2 protein-coding genes are annotated in these 15,741 nt (G+C 44.2%); both read right to left on the bottom strand.

Annotated elements, in window-relative coordinates:
* Positions 1 to 10 precede the first annotated feature (10 nt).
* Positions 11 to 7,015: an SDR family NAD(P)-dependent oxidoreductase gene (locus NQS30_RS06875; protein ID WP_218791620.1), complete on the bottom strand. Its 7,005-nt coding sequence runs from the start codon at positions 7,013 to 7,015 to the stop codon at positions 11 to 13.
* Positions 7,008 to 15,716 carry a type I polyketide synthase gene (locus NQS30_RS06870; protein WP_218791619.1) on the bottom strand — a complete coding sequence of 2,903 codons (8,709 nt, stop codon included), beginning with the start codon at positions 15,714 to 15,716 and terminating at the stop codon, positions 7,008 to 7,010. Before NQS30_RS06870 ends, NQS30_RS06875 begins: the two co-directional genes overlap by 8 nt.
* Positions 15,717 to 15,741 lie beyond the last annotated feature (25 nt).

The raw sequence follows: 15,741 nt of genomic DNA, 5'->3' as shown, positions 1-15,741 counted from the left end.
TTCCTTTTCTTTATAATTCTTTGAAATCAAGTAAAGGAATCAGCAATTCTGACTCTTCCTTTTCTGGAGTTTCTCCATTGTCGATCCAGCATTGTTCCTTATTGAATATAATCGGAGAAAGCGGGTGTCTTTTTGTCTCTCCATATCCTAATGTGAGATGGCTGTCGCTCAATATCATATGTGCGTTCGTGCCCCCGAATCCAAAAGAACTGATTCCGGCTCTCAAAACCCCTTTTCTGGGACGCCATTCTTTTAAAGACGTGTTCGGAAAGAATGGCGACTGATCAAATTTAAAACGCGGATTTGGCGTTTTACAATGTAATGTCGGCGGGAGCATCTGATTTTTTATGGATAAGGCAACCTTTATAATACTCGCTATCCCCGCTGCGCTCATTAAATGTCCGAAATTCGTTTTTACGCTGCCTACTCCGCAAAATTGCCTTTCTTCCGTAACCTCCCGGAACACTTCTGTCAGCGCTTTTAATTCAATAGGATCTCCTATCATCGTACCGGTGCCATGCGTCTCGACATAACTGAGAGTATCTGCATCAATTCCGCCTTTTTTCAGGGCTTTTTTTATCACTGCGCTTTGCGCTTTCGGATTAGGTGTTGTCATTCCCATTGTCTGTCCGTCATTATTAACCGCGGATGAGTCAATTACCGCGTAAATTCTGTCACCTTCGGCAAGGGCGTCATCAAGTCTTTTCAAAAGGACTGCGCCGCATCCCTCTCCCGGTACAAATCCATCTGCCTTCTCATCAAATGTATGACATTTTCCTTCAGGTGAAAGCGCCCGAGCCTCACTCAGCATGACGTAAGGCTTTTGATCCAGCAAAATGTCAACTCCGCCCGCAATCGCCATATCTGACTCTTTTAACATCAGGCTTTGACAAGCGAGATGGACGCTGACCAATGAAGAAGAACAAGCCGTGTCTACAACCAGATTCGGTCCTTTCAGATTAAAAAAGTGTGAGATATGCGCGCCTATGAAATTTTGTCCTATACCCACGATCGTATTTTTTGAAGGGGAACCTATTTTGGACATAAACGTCCCGGTCCGCGAACCGATGAAGACGCCGACTTCTTTGTTTGATACTTCTTCTTTTGTATAGCCGCCGTCTCTCAATGTCTGGACACTGACCTCAAGGCATTTTTTGATTAACGGATCAAGCTCTGATGCCTCACTTTTGTTCATATTAAAAAACGCGGGATCGAAAGACTCAATATCTTGAAGAAATCCGCCCCACTTACTGATACTTTTTCCCTTTTCATAGGTGTCAGAGTAGTATGAAGAAATATCCCATCGCGACGCCGGGACTTCGCGGACACTATTTTGTCCTTTCTTCAAATTTGTCCAGAACGTTTCTGTGTCCGGAGCATCCGGAAACTCACAGCCCATTCCGATAATAGCGATTTGGTTCAGACTGGTTTGTTGTATTTGAGATCCGCTGTCCCGTACTTCGGAAGCATTTTGATTTATATGTTGCTCTTTTTTCCGAACCTCAATGTTTTCTGAATCAATTTGAGGACTGATCCCCTCACTTGCAAATAATTCGTTGAAATAGACACCCAGTTGTGAAAAACTCGGATACTCCAGAAAAGCTGATGGTTCAATTTTTATTTGAAATGCAGCTTCCGCTTTTTTGACAAGCTGAACCAGTAAGATTGAATCAACACCGTAATCCGTAAAAGACGTATCCTGATCTAAATTCTCATAAGGTATTTTCAGCTCCGCGGAAAAAATCTCCATTAACTTCCTGATCATAGCTTCATTGTCTCCCTGACCAGAGATCTCTTTTTCTTTAGCATCCGGGTTATTTATAGCAGCTTGAATTCTTGTCTGAAGCAGCTGCTCCAGATTGAATTTCTCCGGATGTGTCTTTGCCGGCATAAGGCAGGGGTATCCGTTTATCGTCATCATTTCATCCAGCATGGCAATACCTGTTTCTGTTGAGTGTGAAAGTAAACCAAGTGCCTGATATGATGGACTGGTCACCTCGCCCATCCCAATGTCCTTCCAGCTCGGCCAGTTAATTGATTGATAATACGTTCTGCCGGCTGCATGCTGATACGCCGCAAAGTAATCCATAAAAGCGTTCGCTGCGGCATAGTCACTTGTTCCGGCGCCTAATAAAGGAAAGGCGCTCGCAACAGATGAAAACAAAATGAAGAAATCAAGTTTGTCATCAATAAAAATGTCATGAAGTACCTGCATCCCCTGTACCTTTGGCTCAAATACTTCTCTTATTTCTTGATCAGATTTATGAATAAAAGCCGGATTCGAATGATTGGCTGCACCAGCGCAATGAATCACCCCGCCGATTTTGCCGAACTTCAGTCTCACCTTTGAAAAGAAGCGTTGTAATGTTTCTTTTTCCGTGAGCGGCCCGGAATACACTTCCACCTGAACTCCCTTTTGATCCAACTCATGCAGCAGTTGTAATTTCGAATAAAGAGATGACTTTTCATCGGTGTCTTTTAACATGCCGGCTATTTTATCAGATTCCGGAAGGTCGGTTACTCCCATCAACACAAGTTTTTTGACTCCCTTGCCGGCATAATGTCTGGCAAGTTCTGCTCCGATCCCTCTTGTTCCCCCTGTAATAATCAGGGTTTGATCCGTACGGCATACTGGCAGACCGGATAGTTTCCGGTTTATTTCCGCTGCATGTAATTTCTCGACGTATGGAATATAACGTTCACCGTTCCGGTAGCAGATTTCACTATACAGCCCGTCAGCGTAAGCTTCATCTGTGATTACCTGTCTCAATTCCGCCGCAGTCCCGACATGACCGTCTACATCTATTGTTTTTGATTTTATCTTTTGATACTCCGCACTCAGCATTTTATATAGTCCGGCTGTTTCGGCTCCGGCTAACGACGGCTTGTCATTCAGAAATGTCTGCAGCCCTCTGGTCACATGTAAAACGAAAAGCTGTTTACGTGTCTTTATGATTTCCTGCAGCAGTGTCAGCTTCCCGATTGTGCCGGTGCGTGCCCCGTTTTGATCACTCCGCAAATCTGACAGGTCAATCATGCCGATGATTTCCGGATTTTCTTCTATGACCGCTAGAGCCGTTTTTTTGGCTTCCCCATCCGAATGATCCCAGTTATCTGCGCAAATGACAGCGGATTCAATCAGAGGATCTGAATCAAACAATTCGAATGCAAGCCGCTCACTTTCACTATTAGCCAGGATCATCACCTGTCCTTTCGTAAAAGCGGAGGGCGCAGCCTTTTGTTTTTTCCACGATTTTTTATATACATCAAATGGTAAGTGAGTCGGTGCGTGTGGCAGACTCTGCGGTACGCCTGTTTTTTTCTGTTTCTGTGCAGCTTTTGCGGCAGGCACCCAATATCTGTTCCGTTCAAAAGGATATGCAGGAAGAGAGACAAGCTTCGGTAATTCCGCAGTGTACATCTCTTCCCATTGAACGTCTCCTCCGTTCACCCAGTGAATGGCCATTTCTCTTGCACTTTTAAAGCGGGCGGCTGACAGGGCATCCTTTTGACCAGCGTCTCGGCGGGCCTTTCCCCTATATAAACCGTTTAACTTATGATCTGACCGCAAATACATCGTCAGCTTATTGCGAAGATCGTCAATGCTGCTAACCTCAACAGCGAGCCGCTCTTCCATAGCGTTTCTCCTGGTCTGCGAGGTGTACGCGGCATCAGCTAGTGACGTTTTTGGCCCCAGTTCATTTATATATGCATCAATCAAGAGTCTGAGCCGTTCTTCATTTTTGGCAGAAAGCAGAATAATTTGCGTCTTGTTGCTCTTTACCGTTTCCATCTTTTCTTCATTCTTATACTCTTCGATGATAATGTGGGCATTAGATCCTCCAGCGCCGAAAGAACTGATGCCTGACCTTCTGGCTTGATTTTGCGGCGTCTCCCAATCGGTCAGTTCAGACTGCACGTAAAACGGTGTTTCCTCAAAATCAATATTAGGATTTAAGTTATCGGAATGAAGGGAAGGAGCAAGCTGTTTATACTTCATTTGCATCAGCACTTTTGTGATAGAAGCAATTCCCGCCGCAGCCTCTAGGTGTCCGATATTTGACTTAACCGAACCAATTGCACAACGATAATCGCTTTTCGAGCTGTGCAAAGCTTTGGTTAAACCTGAAATTTCAATCGGGTCTCCCAAAGATGTCCCGGTGCCATGCGCTTCAATATAACTTATGCTGTCTGCATCAATCCCCGCCTTATCAAGAGTTTCACTGATGACGTTTGCCTGCTCGCCCGGATTTGGCACAGTGTATCCGTTTGTTTTTCCGCCGTGATTTACAGATGTTCCCTTAATCACACCGTAAATCCTGTCCCCGTCAGCCTTCGCGGCAGAAAGCGATTTCAAAAGAACGGCCCCGACTCCTTCTCCCGGCACATATCCGTCTCCTCCCGCTCCAAAGCTTCTGCAGCGCCCATCACTTGAAACAAAATGGTTTTGTGAAAGCAAAGTATATTTATCCGGGTGTAAGGATAAATTCACTCCTCCGGCTATAGCGAGGGTGGATTCTCCTCTTTTTATACTTTCACATGCAAAATGAACAGCAGAAAGTGAGGAAGAACACATTGTATCAATTGCAAGGCTGGGTCCGTGCAGGTCAAAGAAATATGACACCCGGTTTGCGATAGACGAATAAGAAGACAAGAGCGCCTGACGTTCCTCATCATCTGAAGCACCGGCTGCAAATAACTGATAGTGGCTGTAGGTGACACCGACAAATACACCTGTCTTATGCCGTTTCAACTTTTTCTTTGTGTAACCCGCATCTTCAAACGTGTGCCATGCTGTCTCTAAAAATAACCGTTCCTGAGGATCAATTAACTCGGCATCACGAGGCGAAATTGAGAAGAACAGCGGATCGAATTTATCAGCGTCTTTTATAAAACCTCCCCATTTGCTGTCATGACGGGCATTGTCACCTGTGTGATAATATTTCCGAAAATCCCAGCGCTCTTTCGGTATTTCCGTTATACAATCTTTTCCGGAAGAAATATTTTCCCAAAACTGTTCCACATCTTTCGCCATCGGGTAGCGGCCGGCTATACCGATAATTGCAATATCTTCCTCGGAAGGTGCGGATGGTATGCGGGAAACGGAAAGCTTCTGCCGTTTCGCCGGCGCCGAATGATCAATTCGCTGTTCGGCTGCCGGTAAAAACGCCTTCTGCAACTCATGCTGATAGTGTTCAAGAAAATACTCTGACAGCTCTTCAACACTGCTGTATTCAAAGAAAAGAGTCTTAGACACTCTTCCAAAATACTTTTCCAGACGGGAGTTAAGACCTAAAATCGTTAGAGAATCAATTCCGTAACGGTCAAACGTATCCTCGGGTAAAATACTGTCCGCCGGTCTTCCCGTTTCCGCTCCGACGATCTCTGTCAAAAGACGGACCGTTTGCTTTTTCAGATCTTTTTCATGTAATTGCGGCAGATTACTGTTGTTTTCAGGCACAGTCTCTATCTTTTTATGGTCAGTTGAGAGTAATTCACTTATTCTATCTTTGTCTCCGCTGATAACAGCCAGCTGAGAAGCAGAGCGGCTCATACTGTCCTGAAAAGCGGCAAGCCCTGCTTGGGCGGATAAAAGTTCCAGCCCTGCATGTCTTAAAGCCTGCAGCTCTCCCGGCCCGACTGTCATATTGCCCGCATCCCATAACGGCCAATTAATAGAAAGTGTTTTCCCGGGACGTCCCTTAATGCTTCGATACTGGGTGAATCCGTCCATACATCCGTTAGCGAAGGCGTAGTCGCTTTGACCCGCATTAGGCAGAACGGCCGAAAGGGATGAAAACATAACGAAGAAATCTAAAGGCTCTTCTTCAGCTGCTTTATCCAGCCAAACGGTTCCGAATACTTTAGGCGCTATAACTTCTTCTATGCTTTCTTTCGTTTTTTTTATGATAAATGCATCCTTAACAAGTCCGGCACTGTGCAAAATTCCGTTTAATTCTCCGAATGTCTGCTTAATGTGCTTAATCAAAGCGTCCGTCTCTTTTTCCTTTGAAATATCTGCCGGGACATATAAGGCTTCAGCGCCGAGATTTTCAAGAGCACTTAATTTTTGCGCCGTTTCACGGGAGGCCGGGGAACGCCCGGTTAATATCAGCTTGACTTCTGCCTGTTTCGCCAGATATTCAGCAAACAGATACCCGAGACCGCCGGCTCCTCCCGTAATTAAATACACACCGTTCTTTTTTACACTGAAACTATGTTTCTCCCCATCTTCTTTTTTTACTCTTTGAAGCTGCCTTTTATAATAATGCCTCGGCTCATAACAGGTAAAGTGGTCCGTCTTACATTGATTGTTCCATTCAAAAGAGATGACATCTGCAATATGCTGCTTTGTAAACGGCTCGTCAAACATTGATTTCAGCTCTGCAGCCTTACATGTGAAATTCGGATTTTCGGCCTGTACGGTCTTAAGAAAACTTTCAACCGCGTTATAAATCGGCTGAACCTCGCCCTCGGCATTTTCATACAGATACAAAATTTCTGCTTTCGGACAAAGTTTGTTCGCCATGAAGGCCTGAAACATTTGAAACAAGGAATACAGACTTTTATTGAGCTGCTTTCTCATTGCATCTTCTGTATTTTTGAAGAGCCCGGCAGCCAAAAAATGAATAATATGGCGGGGTCTTATATTTTGAGAACGCAGAACCCCGCATAACGCATCATAATCCTCACCTTTTGCAAAGTTCATTGTAAAACGACCGTTCCGGCAATCTTCGAAACGCTCGCCGGAAGTCACGTAAATGAAAGGCGCCTCATAACCTTCAAGCTGTCTCTTCATTACGGTATACATGCTGTCGTCTTCGCAAAAAAATAAAATTGGCTCTTTCGTATGCGGGAATTTTTTACTGCCTTTAAATTCATGTCTATCCCATACCATTTCATATAGATGGGTTGTCCCCAAGCTCTTAATTAATTCCAGCCCTTCTTCAGGCGTCAGGCTGCATTCTTTCACCTTTTTCACGATTTGCTCAATTTGCATCGTTTTTTCATTCATGGAAAAGCAACTCCTCTATCAGCTCTGACGTCTCTTTCGTATTCATCTCACCTGTTTGTGCTTTTTCAAGAAGCGACATGATTTCTCCATCTGCTGTATCTTTATTTGAGTTGTGAAGCTCAGTGTTCGAGAAAGCCTCAGCCTTCTGCGCTTCATCTTTATTTAAATGAATCCAATGTCTGTTCTTACTGAAAGGATAGAGAGGAAGAGACAGTTTAACCGGTTTGAGTTCCTCCTCATACAAGTCTTCCCAGCTGATTTCACAACCGATCGTCCACAACTGAGCCAGTTTGGCCGGCTTGTTTTGCTGAATCAGTGATTGTACATATGCATGACCTTCGGGGCCGCCGAATAAAGGAGCGTACAGACTATCAAAATCCGTTACATTTCCTTCATAAACACCTTGCAGCCTGCTCCCCTGGATGTAACCGTTTAATTTTTCAAGAAGATCTCCTGTATTCGAGCAAGTGATCGCAAGGCGGCATTCAAATGGTTCCCTTCCGGTTTGCAGCGTATATGCTATTTCTTCAAGACTGATTCCGGACTTCTCTCTAAAATTGCCCTTATACGGTTTATCAGCTGATCGATTCCGGATGCTGCTGATATAGCGGCACAGCTCGCTCAGTGTCTTTAATTCCTGAAATATGTCAAGTGATATTTCTGTGCCGTACATTTGGTTTATAAAAGAGATTAATTCGGAATAAGCCAACGGATCAAATCCGAATTCCGAAAGAGGTGTCTTTGCATCTATATCTGCGGTATCTAAACGCAGGATACCCGCTGCCGCTTCCCGAACCGCCTCTTGCAAATCACGTTCCTGCACCTCTTGCTGACTGAATTGAACTGATAGTTCTTCATGTAAAAACGTTGTTAACTCTTTGGCTTTAACCATCAGTCTTTCCTTTGTTTTGGCCGATAGAACAATGATTTGTTCCCGCTCGCCAGTTACTGCTTTATCTTGTCCGTATTCAAATTCTTCCACGATGACATGAGCATTTGCCCCGCCGAATCCAAAGGAACTGACTCCGGCACGGCGCGGAATTTCATTTCCTTTTCGATCTATTAATCTGGCCCACTTCATAGTTTTATTGACAATATGAAACGGTGTTCCGCTTAATTGAATGTAAGGGTTCAGTTCCTTGACATGAAGTGTGGCAGGCAGTGTTTTATACTTCATGGATAGTAATACTTTAATCAGCCCCGGCATTCCAGAGGCGGGCTCTAAATGACCGATATTCGTTTTTACTGAACCGATGCCGCAATATTGATCATGATTCTTTCCTGGATGCGGCTCAAAAGATCCAAACGCTTTTTTCAAGCCTTCAATCTCAATCGGATCTCCCAGTTCTGTCCCGGTTCCGTGTGCTTCAATGTAAGATATCGTATCAACAGGAATATCGGCATTTTTGTAAACAGACGTTAACAGTTCTGCCTGAGCTTCCGGGTTCGGAGCGGTCAATGAAGCAGATCTTCCTCCGTGATTTGCTCCGGTTCCTCTCAGAACTCCGTAAATATTGTCTCTGTCATTCATTGCCGCTTGCAATGGTTTCAATAACAGAACAGCTGCACCTTCACCGCGGACATAACCGTCGGCAAGTTTATCAAACGTCTTACACCGGCCGTCCCTAGACAAAATACCGAGTTTATCAGTATACATATGCGTGACTGGATCTAAAAGCAGCGAAACCCCGCCTGCTACCGCCAGCTCACTTTCACCATTTTGAATCGAGCGCACAGCTCTGTGGATTGCTACAAGACTGCTTGAGCAGGCTGTATCAATGGACTCACTCGGACCTCTGAAATTAAAATAGTGGGATACACGATTGCTGATGAGCGCCTGGCTGTTTCCGGTTCCCGCAAACGCGTGCGCCCCGTCCGAATGCCTCATCAGCAGCTGGCGGTAATCATTAAATTGAATGCCCGTAAACACCCCGATATTTTTGCCAGACAGCTTTGAAGCTTTGTAACCCGCATCTTCTATCGCTTTCCAGGTTTCCTGCAAATAAATTCTGTGCTGAGGATCCATGAGTTCTGCTTCCCGCGGATTAATATTGAAAAACGCCTCATCGAATTTATCGGCATCTGTGATAAAGCCGCCCCATTTCGAATATACTTCGTTGCTTCCTTTGCCTTCGGCGTATTTTTTCCAATCCCAGCGATCCGGGGGAATTTCCTGGATCAAATCTTTTTCATTGATTAAATTGAGCCAAAACTCATCTGCATTTTTTGCTCCCGGAAAAACACAACTCATCCCGATAATGGCAACTGGCTGCTTCTCCGGATGATGGTCAGCCTGTCTTGTTGTCTTTTTTTCAAACGGAAAACTTCGCGGCGGCTTCACGGTTTTCCCCGTGGTTTTCCCAGCGTGCACTACTTTCCTTTTTTCAGAAATGTTTTTTTCTGCATCTGTATTCCCTTTTGCAACAGTACGCAGTTCACTGTTCAGAAATTCTGAAAGAGACTTAATATGGCTGTAAGTAAAGAAAACGGCAGGTGTCAGCTTTAGTTTGTATTTTTTATTCAGTCGGACAGCTAATGTTTTCAAACTGATAGAATCAAAGCCGAGATTGCCGAAATTCTCTGCCGTATCCAGCTGTTCAATGTTAATTTTCAATAATTCCGATACCATTTGCTTCAGTTCTTCCAGGACATTGTCTGTATAAGCCGGTGCTGTATAAGAAATTTCCTCTTGACGAACCGGAAGCGTATTTACTTTTTGATGCGGCAGATCTTTTCTTGCTGGTGTCGTTTCGGCATCCCCGGTAACAACCGAAATTTGCGGGCAGTCACTTGCCAAAATCGTCTCAAAAGCCGCTATCCCTTCTTCCGTTTCCAAATAATCAAACCCGGATGCGGAAAGATATGCTTCTTCAGCTTCTTTGTTTAAATGCATTCCGCCTTTACGCCACAACGGCCAGTTAATCGAAATGCTCTTGCCTTGTCTCTCTTGCCGGCGGCTCTGTTCGGATCTCCAATTTATATATTGATCTTGAAAATAATTGCCCAACGCATAGTTAACCTGTCCAAAATCTCCGAAGACCGAAGAAATAGAAGAAAATACGATAAAGAAATCAAGCGGCTCATCTTTCGTTAATTCATCTAAACATACCGTGCCTTCAATTTTAGCAGTCATGCCATCTGAAAAATCAGCCAGATTCATCTCTGTAAATAACCGATCATCGGCATGACCAGCTGAATGAATAACGCCTTGAATGGAGCCCCAAGTCCGTTTCGTTTCTTCTATGACCCGTCCCATCGTCTTTTGATCTGCGGCATCAGCTTGATAATATACCGCATCTCCTCCAAGCGCCTGCAGCCGGTCAATGTTATGGCGTTTATCAGCTGTTAACGGTGACCTTCCCGTCAATACTAATTTTGCTTGATATTGAGAGGCCAAATATTTTGCGAAAATCAGGCCCAGACCGCCCAAACCGCCCGTTATGAGGTAAATCCCTTCCTGTTTCAGCTGATGAGAGTGCTCTGTATGATTGAATACATAGTCTTTTAATGTCTTAACATACCTCTTGTCATTAATATATTTAACTTCTTCAGCCTGCCGTTCCGCGCCTGAAACCATTTCGTTAAGACAAAATTCAGCCATTTTTTCAATTGATATACGTTCTGAAAAACCGATTGACTTCACATTCTCTGCGGATGGCACCAACATATTTGCCGTTTTTAAACAGCCTGCAAGAGCGCCCGTATACGGATCATTCACGCCTTCTTTAAAAGAGTGAACAAGAAGCAGAGAATGAAGATAAAGAGAGGCGTCACTGCGGGCGCTCAGGGCTTTTAATAAATAAAAAATTGATTCCAGGCCGCTGAGAAGGCGGTCACCCGCGTAAAATGTTTCTCCCGTGTGCAAGATGACATCAGGAGCAACCCCCTTTTTCTCCAATTCTTCGAATAAACGAATGTAATCTGAAGTCACTTCCGGTTTTACACAGAATGTCAGCAGATTTTGATCGGTCTGCCGCTGATCCGGCGTGACGAGAATGACACGGCTGTCTGATTGATTTTTCAGAGCTTCAGCTAATGCTTCATCTTTTGCAAAGACCAGAATTGTTTTTGGCTCCCTATCTTTGATTTCAATCAGAGGGTTTTTTTGATCCCACTTATGCTCATAAAAACGTACATTTTTATTAGGCTTTTCGCCAAAAACCAGCCCGCTCAGCTCCATCAAAATCCCGCCGGCATTGTCTAATACATACACATCATAAGCCGAATCGCTTTCTTCAGTTTGTTCTGCATATACATAAACGGGTTCAGTCTCATGATCAAAAATCGTACATTCCTTAATGTTTTCCGGGAGCTCTCCGGCATTTTCCCCCGCAAGGTATATGACGGCTTGATATACGCTCTCAATAACTTCCGGTTTGATTATGCACCCTTTCGGCCCGGCCTTTGCTTTTATTTTTAAAAGTACCTGTCCGTTCCTGCTGACGCAGTACTCTGCCGCTTTCAGACTGTCACTGCAGCTGTATCCGAATTCGGCAAGCCGCTGATAAAACGCTTCGTACGGTATGCGGTCTGCGCGCTGAGACAGAAACGGCTCAAGATGAACATTTCCGTTCTCGTACGCCCCGCCTTCTAATTCGAGCCGCCCTGAGGAATAAATGGATGAGTCGCTCTGTTTTTCTATAGAATACGATGCACCCTGATTATCCGGGGTTAATACAATCCGGATCTGCTCATTGCTTCCGCTTTGTAACATCGGTTCTCTAAAGGAGAGCTCTGTTAATTTAATAATCGGATTCCCTGAAGCCATCGCTCCGGCAGCTCTCGCCATTTCAATCTGGCTGAGAAACGGAAACATTTCCTTGTCTTGATACTTTGTTTTTATATACAAACCGGTATCGCTTACATTGATAAGAAACTTCTGTGCTTTAAAATCAGATATATTGCATGAAATGTAAGGATGCAGATCGTTATTAACGTTCATCCGGCGGCTTCCCATATTTTGCGCATCTATTCTGCATAGCTCTTTGGCAAATGGATATCCGGGTGCTGATACCCGTCTCAGAGTGTCATCTTTATAAAGTGACGGCCAATCTACCCCGTTACCGCCAACCCAGTATTCAGCAATCTTCAAAAGATCCCTGTTTGCGGCTGCTTCTTCAATTTCAACTTTATTCATCCTTTGAGCTTCTGTTGTGTCTTTGCCGCTTGTAAAAATATGATCCGTCGCGTTTCCGAGAATATAGTCTGTCAGTCTTTTAAGCAATTCATCTCTTGTGGAGGCGATAACAGCCAATCTGTGCGGCATTTCTTCTCTGCCGGTTTGTAAAGTAAATGCTGTATTTCTAAGTGTTTCTAATGGATAATCTCTGGCTGCTATATGTTCTTTTGCGCGTTTTGCGTATTCTGCCAGCCTGTCGGCATTTTTTGCAGAAAAAACAAATAAAAGCTGTTCAGGTTCTTCAGCCGCGAGAGGAGAGATAGCTTCATCCGCAAATTCTTCTAAAATAACATGGGCATTAGCTCCTCCTGCCCCGAAAGAACTGATTCCGGCACGCCTGGGAACGGATGACTCCCATTTTTCGGCACTGTCCGGTACATAAAAAGGTGTTTTTTGAAACGGTATATTTTCATTCAATTCAGCAGAATGAGTCAGTGACGGAACAATCGTTTTATGTTTCATTTGAAGAATAACTTTCGTAATGCCCGCTATGCCTGCAGCAGCCTCAAGATGTCCGATATTTGATTTAATCGACCCGATCGCGCATGTTTTCTTATCGCGTTCGGCACCTGAAAATGCTCTGGTCAGACCGGTGATTTCAATCGGATCTCCTAACGCGGTGCCTGTTCCGTGAGCTTCTATATAGCTGATGCTGTTTGGATCAATAAATCCTTTTTTTAAGGCTCTCGTAATGACCTCACTTTGAGCTTTGGGATTCGGCACGGTATATCCATTCGTCTTAGCACCGTGGTTGATGGCTGTTGCCTTAATAACTGAATAAATCTGATCACCGTCCGCAATAGCCTTTTTTACAGGTTTCAGCAGCACGGCACCTGTCCCTTCTCCCGGCACATAGCCGTCTCCTCCGGAACCGAAGCTTCTGCACCGGCCATCACTGGATAAAAATCCGCCTTGAGTCAGGAGTTCATATTTATGAGGATGAATGGATAAATTGACGCCTCCTGCAATTGCAATTTCACATTCATTCCTGATTAAACTTTCACAGGCAAAATGAACAGCCGTTAATGATGAGGAACACATCGTGTCCAAAGCAATACTTGGTCCGCTGAAATTAAAGAAGTACGATACCCGGTTGGCGATTGATGCATATGAGGAAGAAACGGCCGCTTCGTGACCAACGCTGTACAGCTGATATTGGCCGTACATAACCCCTGCAAAAACACCGACGTTTTTTCGTTCAAGCGTTTTCTTTGCGTACCCCGCATCTTCTATGGTGTGCCAAACCGTCTCTAAAAACAGTCTCTCCTGCGGATCAATTAATTCAGCTTCGGCAGGAGAGATATTAAAGAACAACGGATCAAAATGATACACATCGTCAATAAATCCCCCCCATTTGCTTTGGTTTTTTACTTCGTCGCCCGCCGCAGGCTGATAGTGCAGCCCCGAATCCCACCGATCCTCAGGTATCTCAGTTATACAGTCTTTACCGTTCAATAAGTTTTCCCACAGAGTATCAAGATCATTTGCCATCGGGTAACGTCCGCTGATACCGATAATCGCGATATCATTGTCATGATACTTCTCCTGCTGCACCTGATTTTTCATCTGGATTTTCTGTTTCCCGTTAACTTCGGCTGTCTGTTCATGATCTTTTTTCTTCTGAGATGGGGTGCTGCTCCCGTTTTCTCCTAACCGGAGTTTATGAAGAAGAGTATCCCTGTGCTCCTCAACGAAATACTGTGACAATTCTTCCGCAGTCTGATATTCGAATAACAGCGTTTTTGAGAGCGCGCCGAAATGTTTTTCAAGCTCATTCGTCATATTGATAATCATAACGGAATCAAGTCCGTATTTTTCCAATGCCTCTTCTGCATCTATTTTGTCCGCAGGCATCCTGAATTCTGCAGCAATCACTTTTATGATGAAATCAGATGTTTCAGCTTTCAGTTTCTCTGAATCAAATGATTCGATATTTCTCCCTGTTCCTTCATCTGCCTGAATATTGTCTTTTCGTTCATATAATTGCTGAACATGATTGTCAATTTGCTCATCTCCGTAAAATACAGTAAATTGCGAAAAACCGGAGGACAATGCGACTGCAAACGCTTCTTTACCTTCCTCTTTTTCTAAAGGATAAAAACCCGCCTTTTTCATTGTCTCTACCGTGCGCTCATCCACTTGCATGCCGACTTCTTTCCACAGCGGCCAGTTCAGAGAGAGAGAAATCGTATCAGAATCCCGGGCAGAACGCATATTCATGAAATGATCCATATAACTGTTTCCGAACGCGTAATCAGATTGCCCGACATTTCCCAACACTGCGGAAGTAGAGGAGAAGCAAATGAAAAAGTCAGGATTTTCTTTCTCAACGGCATCATTCAGCCACATCGTACCCAATACTTTCGGTCTGATTACCTGATCGAATTCCTCTCGTGACTTGTTAAGAAGGAAAGAGTCACGAATGATTCCCGCGCCCTGAATGACCCCGTTTACTTTTCCATAAGAAGTTTTGGCTGTTTTGACTACATATTCGGCTTCTTCCTTATTGGTAATATCAGCCTGAACATAAAGAGCTGACGAACCGGCATCCTCTAATCGTCTCAGCTGTTTTCTTATATGATCTGAAAGCGGAGATCTACCTGTTAGAACAAGGCAGCATTTTGTTTGAAAAGCCAAATATTCTGCAAAGGTAAATCCTAATCCGCCCGCGCCTCCTGCGATAATATATACTCCATTTTCTCTCAGCGGCACATCTCCGCTTCCGGAATTTTTTTCGGGTTCATACGTTTTGAGCTGTTTAACATAACGCTGCATGTCTTTATAACGAATCTCTACATCTGAAGGCTGGAAATCACTCAGCTCATTGCGTATGATATCAGCTGCGTGAACAGCTGCTATTGACTGCTCCATCTCAATGCTTTTTGCTGAGATTAACGGATTTTCCAGCTGCAATGTCCGCAAAAATCCGCTTGCCGCCGCGTAAAGAGGCTGTTCTCCAGAAAGATGCGAAAAATATCCATATAACAGCTTGATCGGTTTGCGGCAGTTATTTTTGAAGAGCGCCTGTTGTAGAAAAAACAAAGAATAGACTCCGCTGTCGCATTGTTCACGAATCGCTCTCTCTGTCTTTTCAAACGGCATGTCTGACCACAAATGCACCGCTTCCCGTATATCTGACTTCTCTTCTTCTATAAGCCATCCTAACAGGTTTATGTAATCTCTTTCAGAGCGGGGGTCGATTTCAAATACACCGTCCCCGGTTTTTCGAAACTCTTTCCCCGGCTTAACCAAAATAACCCTTGTATCATGCAATGCAGCAAGTTCTTTACTCACATCTTCATTTTTATCAAATAATAAAAGGCTGCCCTCGCGTCGGCCGCCTTTTACATGAATGCTGAGATCTGTCCGCTGCCAGATCGTCTGATAATATATCGCCTGTCCGTTACCCCCTGCGGAATGAGAACCAAGCTGCTGTATCCGCTTTACTCCTTCTTCCAAAGAAATGATGCCGCTTTCTATGTCAGAAAGTACTTTTTTTCTAATATGACGGGCTTCTTTCATAAAAATCTTCATCCCCTTTACAAAT

Source organism: Bacillus sp. B1(2022), assembly GCF_040259625.1.
Classification (GTDB): domain Bacteria; phylum Bacillota; class Bacilli; order Bacillales; family Bacillaceae; genus Bacillus; species Bacillus velezensis.
This window is presented reverse-complemented; position numbering and strand designations above follow the sequence as displayed.